The sequence below is a fragment of the Arthrobacter sp. MSA 4-2 genome (assembly GCF_016405885.1).
Lineage (GTDB): Bacteria > Actinomycetota > Actinomycetes > Actinomycetales > Micrococcaceae > Arthrobacter_D.
Genome location: NZ_JAEKGC010000006.1, coordinates 81,838 through 101,834 on the forward strand (window position 1 = coordinate 81,838; position 19,997 = coordinate 101,834).

13 protein-coding genes are annotated in these 19,997 nt (G+C 68.0%); 3 read left to right on the forward strand and 10 right to left on the reverse strand.

Translation table 11 applies throughout. The annotated features are described in order from the left end of the window. Positions 1–8: 8 nt before the first annotated feature. On the forward strand, positions 9–1,061 hold the full coding sequence (wecB, locus tag I6N91_RS08290; RefSeq protein ID WP_198812111.1) for a non-hydrolyzing UDP-N-acetylglucosamine 2-epimerase: 1,053 nt from the start codon (positions 9–11) through the stop codon (positions 1,059–1,061). Here wecB and I6N91_RS08295 read toward each other — a convergent pair. Genes I6N91_RS08295 through I6N91_RS08325 form a run of 7 tightly spaced genes read right to left on the reverse strand, consistent with a single transcriptional unit; the run spans position 1,042 to position 8,458 of the window. Beyond that, a complete protein-coding gene (locus I6N91_RS08295; RefSeq protein ID WP_198812112.1) occupies positions 1,042–2,193 on the reverse strand; it encodes a glycosyltransferase family 4 protein in 1,152 nt (383 codons plus the stop codon). The genes wecB and I6N91_RS08295 overlap by 20 nt on opposite strands. Further along, positions 2,190–3,182 (reverse strand): Gfo/Idh/MocA family protein, encoded by a 993-nt coding sequence (locus I6N91_RS08300; protein ID WP_198812113.1) that lies wholly within the window; start codon positions 3,180–3,182, stop codon positions 2,190–2,192. The genes I6N91_RS08295 and I6N91_RS08300 overlap by 4 nt, the downstream gene beginning before the upstream one ends. Before the next feature lies 1 nt (position 3,183). Continuing rightward, entirely contained in the window at positions 3,184–4,275 is a 1,092-nt protein-coding gene (locus I6N91_RS08305) for a DegT/DnrJ/EryC1/StrS aminotransferase family protein (RefSeq protein WP_198812114.1), read from the reverse strand. After that, positions 4,272–4,868 carry an acyltransferase gene (locus I6N91_RS08310; RefSeq protein WP_198812115.1) on the reverse strand — a complete coding sequence of 199 codons (597 nt, stop codon included), beginning with the start codon at positions 4,866–4,868 and terminating at the stop codon, positions 4,272–4,274. Before I6N91_RS08310 ends, I6N91_RS08305 begins: the two co-directional genes overlap by 4 nt. Further along, positions 4,865–6,241 (reverse strand): hypothetical protein, encoded by a 1,377-nt coding sequence (locus tag I6N91_RS08315; RefSeq protein ID WP_198812116.1) that lies wholly within the window; start codon positions 6,239–6,241, stop codon positions 4,865–4,867. Before I6N91_RS08315 ends, I6N91_RS08310 begins: the two co-directional genes overlap by 4 nt. Continuing rightward, positions 6,234–7,163, reverse strand: a complete 930-nt coding sequence (locus I6N91_RS08320) for a glycosyltransferase family 2 protein (protein ID WP_307843286.1) — start codon at positions 7,161–7,163, stop codon at positions 6,234–6,236. The genes I6N91_RS08315 and I6N91_RS08320 overlap by 8 nt, the downstream gene beginning before the upstream one ends. 5 nt (positions 7,164–7,168) lie before the next feature. Next, positions 7,169–8,458 (reverse strand): nucleotide sugar dehydrogenase, encoded by a 1,290-nt coding sequence (locus I6N91_RS08325; RefSeq protein WP_198812118.1) that lies wholly within the window; start codon positions 8,456–8,458, stop codon positions 7,169–7,171. 262 nt (positions 8,459–8,720) lie between these two features. Here I6N91_RS08325 and I6N91_RS08330 point away from each other — a divergent pair, with 262 nt between their 5' ends. Then, positions 8,721–12,623 (forward strand): FtsK/SpoIIIE domain-containing protein, encoded by a 3,903-nt coding sequence (locus I6N91_RS08330; RefSeq protein ID WP_198812119.1) that lies wholly within the window; start codon positions 8,721–8,723, stop codon positions 12,621–12,623. A 4-nt stretch (positions 12,624–12,627) separates the two neighbouring features. On the opposite strand, the gene I6N91_RS08335 is transcribed toward I6N91_RS08330, so the two are convergent. Next, complete coding sequence (locus tag I6N91_RS08335; RefSeq protein WP_198812120.1) at positions 12,628–13,050, reverse strand: hypothetical protein; 423 nt, start codon at positions 13,048–13,050, stop codon at positions 12,628–12,630. Between the two features lie 237 nt (positions 13,051–13,287). Here I6N91_RS08335 and I6N91_RS08340 point away from each other — a divergent pair, with 237 nt between their 5' ends. Then, entirely contained in the window at positions 13,288–13,536 is a 249-nt protein-coding gene (locus I6N91_RS08340; RefSeq protein WP_086994524.1) for a WhiB family transcriptional regulator, read from the forward strand. A gap of 117 nt (positions 13,537–13,653) precedes the next feature. Here the strand turns inward: I6N91_RS08340 and I6N91_RS08345 are convergent, their stop codons facing one another. Beyond that, positions 13,654–15,129, reverse strand: a complete 1,476-nt coding sequence (locus tag I6N91_RS08345) for a PAS domain-containing sensor histidine kinase (protein WP_198812121.1) — start codon at positions 15,127–15,129, stop codon at positions 13,654–13,656. A gap of 13 nt (positions 15,130–15,142) precedes the next feature. Continuing rightward, positions 15,143–19,960: an NAD-glutamate dehydrogenase gene (locus I6N91_RS08350; RefSeq protein WP_198812122.1), complete on the reverse strand. Its 4,818-nt coding sequence runs from the start codon at positions 19,958–19,960 to the stop codon at positions 15,143–15,145. Positions 19,961–19,997 lie beyond the last annotated feature (37 nt).

The following is a 19,997-nucleotide window of genomic DNA, read 5'->3' on the forward strand; positions in this document are numbered from 1 at the left end:
ATTTTCCCATGCGTATTCTTAGCGTCGTTGGCGCGCGCCCCCAGTTTGTGAAGCTTGCGCCGATTGCCGCAGCGATGAAAGGCCGTGCGGAGCACCTCATCGTCCATACCGGCCAGCACTATGATGCGTTGATGTCGGACGTCTTCTTCAGTGATCTGGGAATCCCCGAGCCGGACTTCAATCTGGGGGTCGGCTCCGGAAAACACGGTCAGCAGACGGGCGCCATGCTGACCGGGCTTGAAGAGATTTTCGAGCAGGTCCGCCCCGACTGGGTTCTCGTTTACGGCGACACGAACTCAACCCTCGCTGCGGCGGTCGCGGCCGTGAAGATGCACATTCCGCTGGCCCACCTTGAAGCAGGGCTGCGCTCGTTCAACCGCCGCATGCCGGAGGAGCACAACCGGGTGCTGACCGACCATGCCTCAGACCTGCTGCTCGCGCCGACCAAGGTCGCCGTCGACCATCTCAGCCGTGAGGGTCTCGCCGAACGCACGGTGCTCGTGGGAGACGTCATGACCGATGTCCTGTTCCGGACACGTGCCGCTGTTGAAGCACGCGGCGAAGCGGTGCCCTTTGGGATGAGCCCCGGAAACTACTACGTCAGCACCATCCACCGTCCTGACAATACCGACGACCCCGACCGGCTGAAGCTGATCATTGAATCCCTGGCCGCCCTGGATAAGCCGGTTCTCCTCCTGGCCCACCCGCGGCTCGTCGGCCTCGCCGAGCGCCATGGCCTCGAACTGGAGACCGGGTCCATCCGGGTCGCGTCGCCGCTGGCATACCCGCAGCTGGTGAATGCCGTCTCCCACAGCGCCGGCGTCGTCACCGACTCCGGCGGGCTGCAGAAGGAGGCCTTCCTGCTGCGGGTGCCGTGCACCACCATCCGCCCGGAGACCGAATGGGTGGAGACGGTGGACCTGGGCTGGAACGTCCTCGTGTCGGAGGACCTAGGTTCGCTCACCTCGGTGGTGCAGCGCCCTGCGCCCCAGCCAACCGACGCCACCCCCTACGGTGAAGGGGCGGCGGCCGAGCAGGTGGTCAGCGCCCTTCTTCGATAGCGCGCAGCACCTCGGCGGCGGCGTGACGCCCCGAGGTCCGCAGCGAAGCGTTGTCCTCGACCCACGCAGCCCGCGCCGCCCGGCCATGGTCCGGCTCCTCGAGAAGCCGGATCATGGCCTTGGCGACCTCGGTCGACGAGAAGCCGCTGGCGTACCCGAGGTCGCCTTCGGCCACCATTCGCGCCGATGCCCCCTTGCCGGCGTAGATCACCGGAGTCCCGCAGGCCGCCGCCGCATAGATTTTTGTCGGTTTGGCGAAGTCGTAGCCCTGGTCGGGAACGATGCTGACGAGTGAGCCCGCCGCTCCCCGAATCCATTTGGCCGCTTCGGCCGGCGGCACGACCCCGCCGAAGCGGATCCGGTCGTCGCCGATGCGGGCGGCCCTTTCCTTGAGTGCCGCCTCGGCCGATCCCTGGCCGAAGAAGTGAAGCCGCACATCGGGGAAGCGCAGCAGCACTTCCTCCATAGCATCGATGAAGATCTCCGCGCCCTGCCACTCCGACATCGTCCCCGTATAGACGAAGTACCTGTAGCCCGGCTCGGCTGCGGGCCCGTCCGGGGAGAAGGTTTCGGTATCCACACCGTTGCCGACGACGACGACCCGGCTCGGGTCGACCGAAAACTGCCGCGTCTGGTCGGCGACGCCCTGTGAGATGGCAATGACCTTCAGCGCCTTCCGCAGCGCCACGCCCTCGATGGACCGCATGATGCTCACCACCGGCGCCGGAGCACTCGTTGCGGCCAGGGCATCGGTCCAGATATCCGCGGCGTAGTAGACGTAGCGGCGGCGGCGGAGCCATGACGACAGCGCGACCATCAGACCGGTGGTCGGAGGCGGTTCGGAGACGACAATATCCGCCCGCGCGGCAAGGAGCCGGAAGAAGAGCGGAAGGTCGAAGCTCATGTACTGGACGTAACCACGGACGTTTCCCCCGCTGTCGCGGAGCACCGGCCAGCGCTTGACTCCCTTGGCGGGGCGGGGGTCATCGGTGCCGCGCGGCGGACGCGTGGTGAGCACCGAGACGTCGGCGCCGGCGTCGTTGAGGCCCCTCGTGAGCGCCTGAAGCCGGAACGCGGCCGCTCCCACCTCGGGCGGATACAGCCGGGTGGCCAGCAGTACCTTCGACCTCACAGGCCGATGCCGATCGTCGAATTGGTGTTGGCCGCCTGGATCATCGCCTCCGCCACGCGGAGTGTGTTGAGCCCCTCCCGCATGGTCACGGTGTTGTTCGAGATTCCCAGCACGGCGTCGCGGAACGCCTCGTGCTCCACGCGCAGCGGTTCGCGCTTCGTCAGCGCGAGGCGGGTGATGTTGCCTTCCGAGACGCCGCGGAAGTTCGAAACCGCCTCCCACTCGGTGGTAAAGGTACCGTTCTCGTAGAACGTGAGATCTGCGGTGAGCGTGTCGGCGACGAAGGCGCCCTTCTCCCCCGTGACGACGGTGAGCCGTTCCTTCATCGGGGAGAGCCAGTTCACGAGGTGGCTGGTGATCACACCGTTGGCCAGCTGGCCCGAGGCGGTGACCATGTCCTCGTGCGGTCGTCCGGAGCGGGTGCTCGTGCGGGCCGACACGGAGGTGAAGGGAGACTGGGCGAGCCACGAGGTGAGGTCGATGTCGTGGGTCCCGAGGTCTTTCACGACGCCGACGTCGGCGATGCGGGCAGGGAAGGGACCCTGCCTCCGGGTGGCGATCTGGTAGACCTCCCCCAGGTCGCCCGCTTCAATGCGCGCGCGCAGCGACTGCAGCGCAGGGTTGAACCTCTCGATGTGCCCGACGGCTCCGATCAGGCCGGCGTTCTCGAATGCTTCCACGAGACGCTGGCCGGCTTCAACAGTGTCGGCAATCGGTTTCTCCACGAGGGTGTGGACGCCGGCGCCGGCCAGGGCCAGCCCGACCTTCTCGTGCAGGCCGGTCGGCACGGCGCACACCGCCATGTCGATGCCTTCGGCGATGAGTTCGTCGACCGAGGCGCAGACCGGGAGCTTTCCTGCGACCCCGTGCGGATCGCCGTACGCGTCGGCGACGGCGACCAGCTCGAGGCCCTCGACCTCCCGGATGACGCGGGCGTGGTGGCGCCCCATCATTCCCAGTCCGATCAGGCCGACCCGGAGATCCGCCATGCTAGGCACCCGCCTTCGCCAGGGCGTTGACGGCGGTCACGATCCGGTCGAGATCCTCGGAGTCCAGCGACGGATGGACCGGCAGCGACAGGACCTCGCGGGCGGCGGTCTCCGTGTTGGGCAGGTCCTCGGTGCGCTGGAACGAGGGCAGGCGGTGGTTCGGAATCGGATAGTAGACGCCCGAGCCGATGTTGTATTCGTCCTTGAGGGCCGCGGCGAAGGCGTCCCGGTCGCCGCCGACGCGCACTGTGTACTGGTGGTAGACGTGCACTGCGCCTTCGGCCACCGTGGGCGTCGCCACGCCTTCGATATTCGCGGAAAGGAAGGCGGCATTGGCCTGGCGCTGAGCGGTCCATCCGCCGACCTTCGTCAGCTGAACGCGCCCGATCGCGGCGTGGAGGTTCGTCATCCGGGCGTTGAAGCCGACCAGCTCGTTCTCGTACTGGCGCTCCATGCCCTGGTTGCGCAGCAGGCGGAGCCTGCGTTCGATCTCGGGGTTGCCCGTAGAGACCATCCCGCCCTCGCCGGAGGTCATGTTTTTCGTCGGGTAGAGGGAGAACATCGCGAAGTCGCCGAAGGTGCCGACCTGGCGTCCGCCCAGTGAGGCGCCGTGGGCCTGGGCGGCGTCCTCGAAGAGGGCGATCCCGTGGCGGTCCGCGAGCGTCCGGTAGGCCTCAATGGCGGCCGGGTGTCCGTAGAGGTGGACCGGCATGATCCCCTTGGTCTTCTCCGTGATCAAGGACTCCACATGGGCGATATCGAGGCAGTAGTGATCGAGTTCGATGTCGGCGAAGACGGGCGTGGCGCCGGTGAGCGCGACGGAGTTCGCCGTGGCAGCGAAGGTGAAGGACGGAACGATCACCTCATCGCCGGGGCCGATACCCGCGGCCAGAAGCCCCAGGTGGAGTCCTGCCGTTCCGGAGTTCACGGCGACGGCCGCGCGGCCATCGAGGAGGACCTCGGAGAATTCCTTCTCGAACGCGGCAACCTCGGCACCCTGTGCCAGCATCCCGGAAAGGAGGACGGCGTCGACGGCCGCGCGCTCTTCGTCTCCGACGATCGGTTTCGCTGCTGGAATGAAGTCCTTGCTCATGCCTCTACCTCTACTGGTTTCAGTGTGTCGTTCGTTTCCTCGTACCGTTCCCCCGTCTCAGGGCAGACCCAGAGGGAACCTTCGGCCTTCAGCGGGTGCCCTGCCCTGCCCACCCAGCCGAGGCGCTTGGCCGGAACTCCGGCGACCAGGGCGTAGGGCGGGACGTCCTTCGTGACCACGGCGCCCGCGGCAACCGTTGCCCAGGCCCCGATGGTCACCGGAGCCACGCAGACTGCGCGTGCGCCGATGGCCGCACCCTTCTCGATGGTCACCCCGACGGGCACCCAGTCGTGGGCGCTCTTGAGGCTTCCATCCGGAGAAATGGACCGGGGGTAGGTGTCATTGGTGAGCACGACGGCCGGGCCGATGAACACGCCCTCGCCGAGCACGGCGGGTTCGTACACCAGGGCGTAGTTCTGGATCTTGGTGTTGGCGCCGATTTCGACGCCGGTTCCGACGTACGCTCCCCGTCCCACGATGCAGTTCTCGCCCAGCCGGGCGTTTTCGCGCACCTGCGCCAGGTGCCAGATCTTTGACCCCTGCCCGATTACGGCGTCGGGCGAGACGTCCGCAGTTTCAGCGATATAGCTCATGACACACTTTCTTTTTGAGGTTCGGCGGGCGCCACTGCTTCGTGCCTTCCCGTCCCAGCATCTCTGCGCCGCTCCACCATGGCGATGGCACACGCGAACAGGCAGATCCCAAGGGCGACAGGTACTGCCCGGTAGGTGAAGAACGCGTGGATCTGCGAATGGTTGCTCAGGGCCTCGTACCAGACCGGGACCACCAGGACCGGCAGGGCCAGGACCATCGCGACACCAATCCGGCGGACTCCCCCGCGACGCACCGCTACCAGCAGCGTGACGGCCCCCAGCAGGAGCACCGCCAGAAGAACCAGCCGGGAAGTCGGCACGTGATTCAACCAGTAGAGCGCATTCGCCTTGGTCGGGGCACCGAAAGCGGTGTCGAGCCAGGTCTCCTTACCCGCCGTCCGGTACTCAACGTTGCCCCGGACAAACGTCGTCACCTCGTTCCAACCAAGGAACAGGGCGGCAATGACCCATCGGGACGCCCACGTCAGGAAGAAGCTGAGCGGCCAGAGCACGGCCACTCCTACTCCTGCAGCGACGGTCCCGGTGAGCTTCCCGAACCGATGGTAGGTGACTGCCGCCGCCACAGCGGACGCCAGGGCCCAGGGGATTGCCGGAGTCGTGAGCAGGTCGACAAAACAGAACAGGGCTGCCCCGAGGATCGTCGATCCTGCGAGGCGCGCGCGGCCACCTCCCGCACCCCATGCCACCAGGGCAGTGCTGAGGAAGATGAAGGACAGGGAAATTGCCTGGCTGAAGGACGTCGAGGGCGTGGACATGATGTTGGTGGCCAGCAGGACCGGGGCCATCAACGCGATGGCTGCATATTTGCTCGTCCTGCGCGCGACCTGAGAGAACGCCAGTACCAGCGATCCCAGCAGCATCGCGCCCGCCACGATCCTCACTCCGTCCATGCCGGCCAAGGCGAGAACAGGACGCGTGATGATGGTGTATCCGGCCCAGTACTTGTAGTAGTCCCCATTCACCGGATCACCTCCAGCGGCAAGCAGGCGGATGTCTTCCACGCCCCGCGCGCAGTTGGATATCCGCGGCATGTACACCGCGCGGTCGAAGGCGCTTTCCCCGGGGTTTGACCCGAGGCCTGTGCCGACCACGACGCACTCGGTGAATGCGTCTGAGGTTCCACCCATCCGGTCGGGAGTCGAAGCGGGTCCGTAGGTTCCCGCATTGATCGAATGGATCAGGTGCGTGAGGATCGGCCGGTCGGGAACCGCCTGCCCAACGACCAGGAACAGGAAAAACACAATCTGAAGGGCGACGAATCCACCGACGAAGTAACCGGACACCCGCAGGAGCGAGGGCCGGCGGCGCAGCCTCAACGACAACTCCGCCCGGGAGGTACTGCCGTTACCCATGCCCTACCACCTCCCAGGAGAGGTATGCGAGGCGGGAGCTCTCGTCGCGCATCTTCTTCAGCACATCCATCAACGTGCCGCTGATCATGGCGAGTACGGCGAGGATCACAAGCGAGGAGGCGAGCAGGGCCGTCGGGAGGCGCGGCACCAGTCCGGTGTCGACGAATTCGACGATGATCGGGAGGCCCAGGATGAGCGCGACCACGGCAAGCACACCGGAAATCAGGCCGTAGGTGGGAACCGGCCGCTCGTGCAGGGCAAGTTTCAGCACTGTTCGAAGGATGCGCTGACCGTCATGGTAGGTCCGGAGTTTGCTTTCGGTGCCCTCCGCCCTGTCCCGAAAGGCGATGGGCAGTTCCGCCTGCGGAATGCGCGCGCTGATGCTGTGGACCGTCAGTTCGGTCTCGATCTCGAAGCCTCGGGACAGTGCGGGAAAGGACCGGACGAAGCGCTTCGAGAAGACCCGGTAGCCGCTGAGCATATCCTCGACCTTGTACCCGAAGATCAATCCGACAATGCCGTTGAAAAAGCGGTTCCCGAGCTCGTGTCCGGACCGGTACGCAGAGTCGCTCTCCTGCCGGCGCACGCCGGTCACCTGGTCGTAGGGACCGTCGAGCAGTTTGTTGATCAGCTCCGGGGCGGCCGCGGCGTCATAGGTGTCGTCGCCATCGATGAGCACATACACATCGGCGTCGATGTCGGCGAAAGCCCGCCGGATGACATTGCCCTTGCCCTTCCGGTCCTCGAACCGCACCACGGCTCCCGCGGCCCGCGCCACCTCTGCGGTGTTGTCGTCGCTGCAGTTGTCGTAGACGTAGATTGTCGCCGTCGGAAGCGATGCCTGGAGGTCGGTGACAACCTTGCCGATCGCTCCCGCTTCATTGTGGCAGGGAACGATGGCCGCAATTTTCACGTTCGACACGGCGGTTAGGCCTTGCCGATAACGCGGTAAACCACACCGTCCCACTTTTCGGCGCTGCTGACCCGGCGGCCGTCAATGAACGCCTTCACGCCGGGAAGGTCGGAGGAGCTCAGCGAGGCGTATTCGGCGTGGTTGGCCTGGACGACGGCGGCGTCGATGGGCTCTCCGAAGTGGTAGGGCGTGAATCCCAGCTTCTCGAGTTCCTCGTCCGTGTACAGAGGGTCGTTGACGAGGGCCGTGGCCCCGCGGGCCTGCAGGGCGTCAACGGCGGCGAAGACCCCGGAGAAGGCCGTTTCCTTGACTCCGCCGCGGTAGGCGGCGCCGAGGACAACCACCCGTGCTCCCTCGAGGGAGCCGTAGGCACCTTCGAGCAGGCCGATGGTGTAGTCGGGCATTCCGGCGTTGGCTTCCCGCGCAGCACGCACGACGGTGGCGGCTGGGTCGTTCCACAGGTACAGCCGGGGGTACACGGGAATGCAGTGGCCACCCACGGCGATGCCGGGCTGGTGGATGTGGCTGTAGGGCTGGGAGTTTGAGGCTTCGATGACCTGGTAGATGTCGATGCCCACCGTTGAGGCGTAGCGCGCGAACTGGTTGGCCAGCCCGATGTTGACGTCGCGGTAGGTCGTCTCGGCGAGCTTGGCCAGCTCGGATGCCTCGGCGGAGCCAAGGTCCCAGACGCCGTTGCCGCGCTGCAGGTCGGGGCGCTCATCGAAGTCCAGGACGGCCTCGTAGAACTCCACTGCGGCCTTTGCGCCTTCGGGAGAGAGCCCGCCAACGAGCTTGGGGTACTTCCGGAGGTCTTCGAAGACCCGGCCGGTCAGCACGCGCTCTGGGGAGAAGACGAGGTGGAAGTCCTTCCCTTCAACTAGGCCGGAACCCGACTCGAGCGCAGGCTTCCAGCGGCTGCGGGTGGTTCCCACCGGCAGCGTCGTCTCGTAGGAGACGAGGGTTCCCGGTGTGAGGTGTCGAGCGAGCTCGGCGGTCGCCCCGTCCATCCAGCCGAAGTCGGGGTTGGCATCCGCGTCAACGAAGAGCGGCACGACCAGGACGACGGCATCCGCCCCCGGGACGGCATCGGCGTAGCCGGTGGTCGCCCTCAGGCGGCCTGCGGGTACGAGCTCGGCCAGTTTTTCCTGAAGGTGGGCTTCTCCGGGGAACGGCTCCCGGCCGCTGTTGATCAGATCGACAACTGCGGCATTGACGTCGACGCCAACAACTTCGTGGCCTTTGGACGCGAACTGGACCGCCAGGGGCAATCCGATCTTTCCGAGCGCGATAACAGCAATCTTCACAGCAGCATGACCTTTTTCTAGGATTTTGAGGGCTCACCCTTCGAGGGCATCGAGGCAAGCCTATAGGTTGTGCCCGCAATTAACCGCCTTGGCGGTATCGGGCGCGCCACTGCACCAGCTCCGTCCGGCGTCCCCTTAACTCCGGTTGGCCCCGGGCGCCCGGGACCGTCCGGCCGCGTTGTCCACAACGCCTGCCGCCCGCATTCCTGCCGCCGGGACGGTGCCTATCCTCGCCGGAGGAGCATTCATCTTTGGAGCGGGTATGCAGCTTCACCTTTCCGTGGTGGCGGGCCCCGGCGCCCCTGCCGCCACCGCGTCACGCCTCCCGTGCGAGCTCGTTGTCGATCTGCGGCGGCCGATGTCCGGACAGGACCTGGCGGGGCACCTCACGTCACGCTTCGGGGACACAAGCCTCTCGGTCGCGGGTATCCCCCTCGCCGCACTCGAGCCGGGCGTCCCTCCCCTGGTCAACGGGGCCGTCCTCGTTGCCGGAAGCGGCCGTGCCGGTCCGGGGCCATCGCCGGCACGTTCCGCCCTCGTGCTTCTCGTGCATTCCGGACCGGACGCCGGGCGCATCTTCCCCTTAGTGCGGGGTTCGTACTCGATCGGCAGGTCGGGCTGCGATATTTCGCTGCGCGATCCGGCGCTGTCCCGGCGCCACGCGATGCTGGCTGTCGGAAAGGACCGCGTCCTGCTGCGCGATGCGGGCTCGGCGAACGGCACGTGGGTGGATGGACACCGGATCACGGAGGCGCCGGTCACCTCCTCCTCCTCGCTCGTTGTGGGCGGCTCGCGGTGCGGCCTCGCCCTCACAGGAGCCCGCCGCCCGGAATTCCGCCCGGGGGACCTCGGGGAACCCCTGGACATCACCGCCGAGCCCGTGTCGGAGCGCGAGCGCTTCCTCGCGCCGACGGTTTTGCTGCCGGTGGTGGGCGGGGCGGTTTTGGCCCTGGCCCTGCAGATGTGGCTCCTGCTCGCCTTCGCCGCGGTCGCCTCGCTGACCGGGTTGCTGTCGATCTGGGCCGTGCGACGACGCCGCCGGCGGTTCGAGGCCGCCGTCCGGAGCGCCGCCGAGGCCGATGCGAAGCGGCGCTGTTCGGCGGTGATGGATGCCGGGGCGGTCGCCCTCCAGGCGTACGGGCGCGGCCCGGAAGAGCAGCGGACGGACCGGGGCACGGCCTCCCCGTCCGCGGCCGATGAGGCTTCCCGGACCGCGAATATCCGTTTGGGTGAGGCCGACCAGCAGGCGAACCTTCGACTCACCCGTCCGGGACCGGAATGGACGCCGCCCATTCTCCAGCGGATGCCCGTGGTTCTCCCGTTCCGGCCGGCATCCGAACGCGCCCTTCCCACCCGGATCCACCTGCATGGCCCCCGGGAGGACGTGCTGGGCATGGGACGGCTCATCCTGCTCCAGTTCTCAGCGGTACTCGGATCCGACGCGGGGGTGGTCTGCCGCGGCCTCCCGTCCGAACTGCCCACCGCGGCGCGGTTCCTGCCGGGGGTCCGCCTGGTGTCCACGCCCGCCGCACTGGAGGCGGTGATCGGCGAGGGGCCCGGCCCGGTGCTGATTGAGTTTTCGGCGGCACCCGGGCCCGTTCCGCCAGGTGAGTGGGCCGGGGCCGTTAACATCTCGGTGCGGCCGGGCCGGGCCACCGTGGTCCACGGCTCCGGCCGCCTCGGGTTCGTTCCGGATCGTGTGGGTGCCCCGGCCTTCGAAGCCTGTGCCCGCGCCCTGGGCACAGCCTCGTCCCGGACTCCACCGGGCGGGCGCCGGGTGCGACCTTCGCCTTCATTCGAGGACGGCCTGCACCTTCCGGCCCCGCCCTCCGCCAGGGAACTGGGCGAGCGGTGGGCCGACAGCGCGGGACAGGACAGCCTGGAAGCGCCGATTGGTGGTGCGCCGGGCGGTCCCCAGGTCTTCGATCTGGTGAGGCAGGGGCCCCACCTCCTGGTTGCCGGCACAACGGGTTCCGGAAAATCACAGCTGCTGCGTTCCCTGGTCCTCGGCATCGCGGCCCGCTATCCACCGCCGCGGGTCAACTTCCTCCTCCTTGACTTCAAGGGAGGCTCGGGCCTTGGCCCGCTGAGCGGGCTGCCCCACTGCGTCGGGTTCCTGACGGACCTGTCGGCGGAGTCGGTGGAACGGGCGCTTCGGTCGCTCCGGGCCGAGCTGCGCCGACGGGAGGAACTGTTCGCCGCCCACTCCGTCCAGGACATCGCCGGACTGTCGGCGTCGACGACGGTTTCCCTCCCGCGGCTCGTGGTGGTGGTCGACGAATTCCGCAGGTTGAGCGATGACGTGCCCGGGGCTGCCGGGGACCTGATGAAGTGTGCGGCGCTGGGCCGGTCGCTCGGGGTCCACCTGGTCCTGGCGACCCAGCGGCCCACCGGCGCCGTCACGGGTGATCTCCGGACGAATATCACCGCGTCGATTGCACTGCGGGTCCAGAACGACATCGAATCCATTGATCTCATCGGTTCGATCCGGGCTGCGGCCATCCCGGTGGGCCTGCCCGGTCGGGGTTTCCTGAAGGTCGGGCCCGGGGAGCCCCGGGAGTTCCAGGTGGCGCCGGCGGCCGGGCCGCCCCCGGGACCAGGCCCCATTCTGGAGCTGGCCGAGTGGCTTCAGGGGACGCGCACCGACATGCCGGATCCGGCGCCGGAGGGGGAGCCGGATGCGGTTCGGTTCCTCGTTCAAAGGATTGCGGAAGCAGCCCGGATGATCGGCACTCCCGATCAGTACCGCCCGGCCCTCCCGCCGCTGCCGGCGGAGCTCCTCCCCGCGGGCCCCGGGGCGTCGGTGCCGGAGGCGCTCACCCTGGGACTGCTCGACCTTCCCGACCGGCAGTCCCAGCCTCTCCTGTGCTGGGCACCCGGCGGCTCGCACCTCGCCTTCATCGGTTCGGCCTCCTCCGGAGCCGCCGGAGCGCTGAGGCACACCCTTACGGAGTGCCTGCTGGTCCTGCCGGACACGCACCTCTATATCCTCGACGGCGACTTCACGCTCGCCTCCGCCTCCGACGCACCCCAGACCGGAGCCTACGCCGCCGCCCACGAACCGGTCCGGGCAGAACGGATCCTCTCCCGCCTCGCGGCCGTGATCCTCGAACGGCTCACGGCCCCCGCCGCACCCGGCACTCCCCCGATTCTCCTCGCGGTCTCGGGCTGGGGCCGGTGGGCGGGCACCTTCCGGTCCCGCCGGTTTTCCGCGGCCGAGGACCTGCTTCACGACGTCGTCCGCGACGGTCCCGCCGCCGGGGTGTCGCTGGTGATCACCGGTGAAAGGGAGCTGACCGCTGCCCGCTTCGTCGGGCAGGTACCGAACCGGGTCTACCTGCCTCTGGGAACGCCGCCGGAGGTGACCGCCGGCTGGCCCCGGCTGCCGCCGGTCGACCCGGTGCCGGGACGGGGCGTTGCCTTCGGTAGGTTTGGCCCGGCCCGGATCGGCCCGGTCCTGATCGACGACGGCGCCCCCGCCCAGCTGATTGTTCGGGCCCGGGCGGGGGCAGCGGCACCGCGGCCGCCGCAGCGGCGCCCCTTCCGGGTTGACCCGCTGCCGGTCGAGGTGCGGTCAACGGACCTCTCGGCGCCCACCGGGACCGGCACGGCCTGCCGGATTCCAATCGGGATCGGCGGCGACGAGCCGGAGACCGTCTTTCTTGAGCTTGAAGCCGGGGGCCTCTGGGCCGCGGTTGGACCGCCGGCCTCGGGCAGGTCGACCCTCCTGGCCCTGCTCGAAAACCAGGCCCCGCCCTGGCTGCACCGCCTGCGGCCCCGGGACGATCCGGTGACCTACTGGCGGGCCGCAGGGAGCCGCCCTCCCCTGGCGACGGACCCGGCGCGGTGCCTGTTGCTGATCGACGACGCGGAGACCCTGCCCGACGCCCTCCACCCGGTCCTTGAGGCATGCCTCGCGTCCGGGGCCCGGGCGGTGCTCGCGGCGAATCTCCAGTTCCTGCACAGCCAGCGGCCGTTCGCCCGGCTGGCCCGGGCCGCGGGACGCGGCGTCATCCTGGCGCCGCGGTCCGAATCCGACGGCGAGGTCTTTGGGGTCCGGCTGGAGCCCCCGGAGGGCATCGGCCCGCCCGGACGCGCGGTGGTTCTGGACTCGGGCCGGCAGTTGCCGGTGCAGCTCGCGCAGTTTCCCGAAGGCGGCCCCTGATGCCCTACAGGGTCCGGGTTTCCCCGGTGGCCCGTGCCGTGTAGTTAAGGACGGGGCGGGTGAAGAGGGCGATCAGGACAACCGCACCCGGCACCAGCATCGCGAGGCCGATCACCACCGACCCGCTGGAGAAGAACGACACCGAAAGGATGACGAGGAAGAGCTGGATCACCAGGGCGGCCGAACGCGGCCACCGGAAACCCCGCCACAGTGCACGGGCCAGCACTACGAGCCAGATGGCAAGGAGGATCAGGAACACCGCCAGGAAGACCGTTCCCCCGACGGAGACCAGGTCGCCCATGGCCAGGGTGCTCAGGAAGAGGGCTCCGACGCCAAGGAAGCCCAGGGCCTCAAGCAGGAGGATTCCCGCGATCACGGCGACGCCTGCCGGGCGGAGGTGGGGAGCTGGCTCGGTGGGTCTTGACACACTGGCACCCTACCGGAGATAGTTCCAGTACGGCCAAGACCGGACCCCTCCCGCACCCCTCTTGTGACCTAACCCTCATCGGTCTGCGCAACTCCCGGTGTATTAGCTCTTGTTTACCGTGACGTAACGTGACAGCCTTGATCTGAGATGAAGCGGGGGCCGCATACGGCCCCTTTACTATGAGGGCCCTCGTGAATGTTTTCACAAGGATGGGGGCTAAAGGAGAAAGTGGTCAGCATGGATTGGCGTAGCCGCGCTGCGTGTCTGGACAAGGACCCGGAGTTGTTTTTCCCGGTCGGAAATACCGGGCCGGCGCTTCTTCAGATCGAAGAGGCCAAGAGCGTCTGCCGTCGCTGCCCCGTCATCGACACCTGCCTTCAGTGGGCGATCGAATCCGGACAGGACGCAGGCGTCTGGGGCGGAATGAGTGAAGACGAGCGCCGTGCGCTCAAGCGCCGGGCCGCGCGTGCCCGCCGCGCCTCGTAACCAGCTGCAGGGCGGCCGACAAGCCGTAGCCAGCACATGCAGGAGGGCCGCCCGCGGGCGGCCCTCCTGCATTTAAGTCGGAACCGGCCGCCCGATCCGATCGACGTATCCGGCCACTCAGGCGCATCGGTCGTTGTGCAGGCCCATCTCGAGGTGCACCGTCGTGCCGCCGCCCTCCCGGGCACTCCACTCGATGGTCCCTCCGAGCTCGCTGTTCACCAGCGTCCGGACGATCTGCAGGCCGAGGCCCTGGGGAAAGTCTCCGGCGGGCAGGCCCACGCCGTCGTCGGCGATCGTCACGTCAAGGAGTTCCTCGCCGTCGCGGTCGGTGCGCCGGTTGGCTGCGAGCCACACGGTGCCGCTGCGGTCGGCGAGTCCGTGCTCGACGGCGTTGGTCACCAGCTCATTGATGACAAGGGCCAGCGGCGTCGCGAAGTCGCTGGGCAGCTCGCCGAAACAGCCGCTGCGTTCGGTGCGCACCGCGTGGGACGGCGAGGCGACCTCCGCCGAGAGCCGGAACTGCCGCTCGATGAGCTCATCGAAGTCAACGCTCTGTGCAAGGCCCTGGGACAGGGTCTCGTGCACCAGGGCGATGGTCGCAACCCGCCGCATGGCCTGCTCGAGGCCCTGCTTGCCCTCCTCGCTGACCATCCGCCGTGACTGCATCCGCAGCAGGGCGGCAACGGTCTGCAGGTTGTTCTTCACCCGGTGGTGAATCTCCCGGATGGTGGCGTCCTTGGAGACGAGTTCCATCTCCCGGCGGCGCAGTTCCGAGACATCCCGTACGAGCACCAGCGCCCCGAAGCGGTCCGCCTCGTCCCGCAGTGGGATCGCCCGCAGGGACAGGCTGACGCCGCGGGAACTGATTTCGGACCGCCAGGGCATGCGCCCGGTCACCACGAGCGGCAGGGTCTCATCGACCATCCGCCGGTCCTTCAGCAGCGGGGTCGTGATCTCGGCCAGCGACCGTCCCTCGAGGGTTTCCACGTCCCCGAGCCGCCGGAACGCCGAGACGCCGTTGGGGCTGGCATATTCGACGATTCCGTCGACGTCGAGCCGGATCAGTCCGTCACCGACGCGGGGGGCACCCCGCCGCGAGCCCGTCGGCGTCGCGAAGTCCGGCCAGAGGCCCAGGGTTCCCATCCGGAGCAGATCCTGCGCGCACTGCCGGTAGGTGAGCTCCAGCCGGGAGGGCATCCGCGGCGTGGACATGTCCATATGCGTCGTCACGATGGCCAGGGTCCGGCCGTTGCGCACCATGGGGACCGCCTCGACCCGCATGGCGGTCTCCACGCACTGTTCGTCCGGCGTGCATTCGATGCGCTGGCTCTCCCAGGCCCGGTTCACCAGCGGAAGCAGGTCCGCCCGGATCCGCTCCCCCACGAAGTCGCTGTGGAAGACGGTATGCGAGGTCGAGGGCCGGGCATGCGCCAGCGCGACGTACCCCCCGTCGTCGAGTGGAAACCACAGGGCGAGGTCGGCGAACGCGAGGTCCGCCACCATTTGCCAGTCCCCCACCAGAAGGTGCAGCCACTCCGCGTCCCCCGGCGCGAAGCCCTGATAGTCGCGGATCGGGTCGGTGAAGATAGCCATGAATTCCTGTCAATCAGCGGACGATGGAGCGCAGCAGTCGCAGCGCCACCGAGAGCGAAGAGATATCGTCCTGTTCGAGGCTGTTGACCTCGTCGAACATGTTCCGGGCGCGCGCCAGCTGGTCGGCGTGCTGCGCCTCCCACTCATGCAGGCGGGCCATCGGCTCGCCTCCGCGGAGCCGGTCCGAGGCCTTGAGCACCGCGACGGTGATGTCGGCGACGGTCGAGTAGAGATCATCGCGCAGCGCCGCCCGGGCCAGCGCCTGCCACCTGTCCTTGCGGGGAAGGTGGGTGATGCGCTCGAGGAGGTTGTCCACGTCAAAGTAGTCGTAGACGGCGTAGTACACGCGGGCGATGTCCTCAACCGGTTCGTCGACCCGCCGGGTGCTGAAGGCGATGTCGAGGAGGGCGAAGGACTCGAACTGTTCGGCCCAGGTGGTCACTATGGACTCGGGCAGCCCCCGCTCCTGCGCCACGGCCGTCCACTTCCGAACGCGCTCGAGGTCTCCGCCGCGCACGAAGGATGAGAGGCGGGACCGCAGCGGGTCCATGAGGGGCTTGAACGCAGCGATGCTTTCTTCGACCGGGGTGGTGGCCTCGACGTGGTTCACGAACCAGCGGACGGCCCGGTCGAGCAGGCGCCGCAGGTCCAGGTGGACCTCGCACCAGTGCTCGGTCGGGAAGTCCGCGGGCAGTGCCTCGAGCGCGGTGACGATCGAGTCGAGCTCGTAGATCTCGCGCAGCGCAACGAAGGCCCGGGCGACAGCGGATTCGGAGACCGAGGTCTCCTCCATGACGCGGAAGGCGAAGGTGATGCCGCCCATGTTGACCATGTCGTTGGCGACGGTGGTCGCGATGATCTCCCGGCGCAGCGGGTGGGTGTCGAGCAGGTCCCCGAAGCGCTCCACCAGCTGGTGCGGGAAGTACCGGCGCAGGGTGCCGGAGAACCAGGGGTCATCAGGCAGGTCGCTGTTGGTCAGGGCCTTGGCCAGCTCGATCTTCGCGTAGGCCGCCAGGACCGACAGCTCCGGGGAGGTCAGGCCCTTCCCGGTCTCAAGCCGGGCCCGCAGCGCCTTCGTGGTGGGCAGGGCCTCGAGGCCCCGGTCCAGATCCGCGTGCGCCTCAAGCCAGTCCATCAGCCGCTCGAAGCTCGGGCTCCACTCGATGATCCGCTGGCGGTCATTGAGCAGCAGCACGTTCTGGTCGATGTTGTCGCGCAGCACGAGCTCGCTGACCTCATCGGTCATGGAGTGGAGGAACTCGGGGCGTTCCTCAGGCGTCATCCGGCCCAGCTTCACCATCCGGTCGACGAAGATCTTGATATTGACCTCGTGGTCGGAGCAGTCGACGCCGGCGGAGTTGTCGATCGCGTCGGTGTTGAGCACCACGCCGTTCAGCGCCGCCTCGATCCGTCCGCGCTGGGTCATGCCCAGGTTTCCGCCCTCGCCGACGACCTTGACCCGCAGGTCGCTGCCGTTGATCCGGATCGCGTCGTTGGCGCGGTCCCCGACCTCGGCGTTGGTTTCGGCTGAGGACTTCACGTACGTGCCGATGCCGCCGTTGTAGAGCAGGTCGACCGGCGCGCTCAGGATGGCCTTCAGGAGTTCCGGCGGGCTGAGGGTGGTCACGGAGTCCTCCAGGCCGAGGACGGCCCGGACCTGGTCCGAGACCGGAACCGACTTGGACTGCCGGGGGTAGATACCTCCGCCTTCGCTGAGCAGGGAGGCGTCGTAGTCCTCCCAGCTGGAGCGCGGCAGCTCGAACAGCCGCCGGCGCTCGGCGTGGGAGGCCGCGGGGTCCGGGTTGGGATCGAGGAAGATGTGCCGGTGGTCGAAGGCGGCCACGAGCTTGATGTGTTCGGACAGGAGCATGCCGTTGCCGAACACGTCCCCGCTCATGTCGCCGACGCCCACCACGGTGAAGTCCTGGGTCTGCGTGTCGAGGTCGAATTCGCTGAAGTGCCGCTTGACGGACTCCCACGCGCCGCGGGCGGTGATGCCCATCGCCTTGTGGTCGTAGCCCACCGATCCGCCCGAGGCGAACGCGTCGCCGAGCCAGAAGCCGTATTCCGCCGACAGTCCGTTGGCGATGTCGGAGAAGGACGCGGTGCCTTTGTCCGCCGCGACGACCAGGTAGGAGTCGTCGCCGTCGTGGCGCACCACCCGCTCGGGCGTGACCACTGTTTCCCGTCCGTCGACGGTGACCAGGTTGTCGGTGATGTCCAGCAGCGCGCGGATGAAGGTGCGGTAGCTCTCCGTTCCCTCGTTCAGCCAGGCCGCCCTGTCCACCGTGGGGTCGGGAAGCTGCTTGGGGAAGAATCCACCCTTGGCCCCGGTGGGCACGATGACGGCGTTCTTGACGGTCTGGGCCTTCACCAGGCCCAGCACCTCGGTGCGGAAGTCCTCGCGGCGGTCCGACCAGCGCAGCCCGCCGCGGGCGATTTCCCCGAAGCGCAGGTGGACACCCTCGACCTGGGGCGAGTACACCCAGATCTCGAACTTGGGCCGCGGGAAGGGCGCCCCCTCGATCGACGGGGTGTCGAGCTTGAAGCTGACGTGCCGCTTGTTCTGGAAGTAGTTCGTGCGCAGGGTCGCGTCGATGAGGTTGGCATAGGAGCGCAGGACGCGGTCGGCGTCGAGGGTCACGACGCGTTCGAGTCCCGCGGCGAGGTCGACCCGGGCGGCTTCGGCCGCGGCCTCCCGGTCGGAGGTCAGGTCGGGATCGAACCGTGCTTCGAACAGCGCGACGAGCGCCCGGGCCACGCCGGCGTTGCGCAGCAGCGTATCGGCGACGAAACCGTAGGAGTTCGCGTTGCCGATCTGGCGCATGTACTTGGCGTAGCTGCGCAGGATCAGCACCTGGCGCCAGCTGAAGTGCTCGCGCACCACCAGGCGGTCGAAGGTGTCCGATTCGCTGGCACCGACGACGGCGGCAGCGAACGCCTCCTTGAGCAGGTCGGCCGTTTCGAGCGGGCTGATGCCGGCCGGATACCTCAGGCCAAGGTCGTACAGGAAGTACTGCTGGCCGTCGGCGCGTTCGATTTCGAACGGCCTTTCGTCGAGGACCTCGAGGCCGAGGTTGTGGAGGAACGGCAGGATCTGGGTGAGGCTTTTCGGCTCCATGAGGTAGAGCTTGAGCCTCGCGTCCTCCTCGGCGCCGGGGCGCTGCGGGACGTAGACGTGCATGCCGGGGGCACCGGTGGAGCCGTCGAGGGCTTCGAAGCGGCTGACGTCCTCAAGGGCATCCTCAACCTCGTAGTCCACCCGGTACCCTGCCGGGAAGGCCTCCCCCCAGAGCTCGGACAGGCGCTCGGCTTCCTCCCGGTCGAAGCGGTCCCGGGCGACCTCGGCGATGCCTTCGGCCCAGGACCGGGCGGCCCGGACGAGCCGCTCCTCGAGCTCGGCGCTGTCGACCTGCTGGACCTCCCCGCCGCGGGCGAGCCGGATACGGAAGAACAGCCTCGCCAGGGCCGATTCGCTGACGCGGGCCTCGAAATCGATCGAGTCGGCGTGGAAGGTGGCGCGCAGCTCCTCCTCGATCCGGAGCCGGACGCTGGTCGTGTACCGGTCGCGGGGGAGGTAGACCAGGGCTGACATGAACCGCCCGTAGATGTCGGGGCGGAGGAACAGGCGGGTGCGGCGGCGTTCCTGGAGGCGCAGGATACCCATGGCCGTGCTGACGAGGTCCTCGACCTCGATCTGGAACAGCTCGTCCCGCGGATAGGTTTCGGCGATCGAGAGCAGATCCTTGCCAGAGTGCGAGTCGGAGGGGAATCCGCAGAGCCGGAGCATCTCGGTGACCTTGTCCCGGACGATCGGCACGTTCCGCACCGACCCCGTGTAGGCGCTGGTCGCGAAGAGCCCGATAAAGCGCCGCTCCCCGTTGACGTTGCCCTGCGCGTCGAAGCTCTTGACCCCGATGTAGTCGAGGTAGGCGGCGCGGTGGACGGTGGAGCGTGAGTTCGCCTTGGTGATCACCAGGGCGCGCTTCTCACGGGCCTTGGCGCGGCCCGCCGAGGTGAGGTGCTGGATCCGCCGGTCGGCGTCGGTGTCGCGGAGCAGGCCGAGGCCGCTGCCGTGGCGGACGCAGAGTGCGTCGAGGCCGTCCTCAACGACGAGGTCGTATTCCTTATAGCCGAGGAACGTGAAGTTCCCGTCGTCGAGCCACCTCAGCAGTTCCTGTGCCTGGCGGAGGTCCGGGATGGAGGAGCCGCCGGCAACCCCGTCCAGGGAATCCGCGATGTTCTGGACCTGGGCGCGCATGGCGGGCCAGTCGTGCACCGCGGCCCGCACGTCGGCCAGGACCTTGTGAAGGCCGTCGATGAGCTTGCCGCGGGCCTCCTCGTCGGGAATCCGGTTGATCTCGATGGACATCCACGATTCGATCGAGGAGGCCCCGGGGATCAGGTAGGAGATGTCGGGAAGCGCGGCCGTGTCTCCGCTTGAGGAGCCGGCGCTGGAGGGGACGCGCTGGAGAGCGTGCAGGGCGTGGGACGCTTCGTCGCGTGCCGCCACGAAGGTGGGATGGACCACCAGGCGGATGGCGCAGCCCTGGCGGACCAGTTCCGCGGTGACCGAATCGACAAGGAAAGGCATGTCATCGGTGACAATGGCGACGACGCTCGCCTCGCCCTGGTCGAAGACATCGACCACCGGCTCTCCGGCGGCCCGCACCTCGGCGAGCCGTCGGTGGGTCAGCGCGCGGTCACGCAGCACTGAACCGCTGTAGGCTTCGGCGTCCTCCCCTGCGAGGTGTTCATAGTAGTGCTCAATGAAATCCTCAAGCGACGTGTCTGAACTGGACTGATCCGTGACGCTGGATCCAGACGACATGAAAAACGCCTCCGTAACGAGATGAAAGACCGCTCCC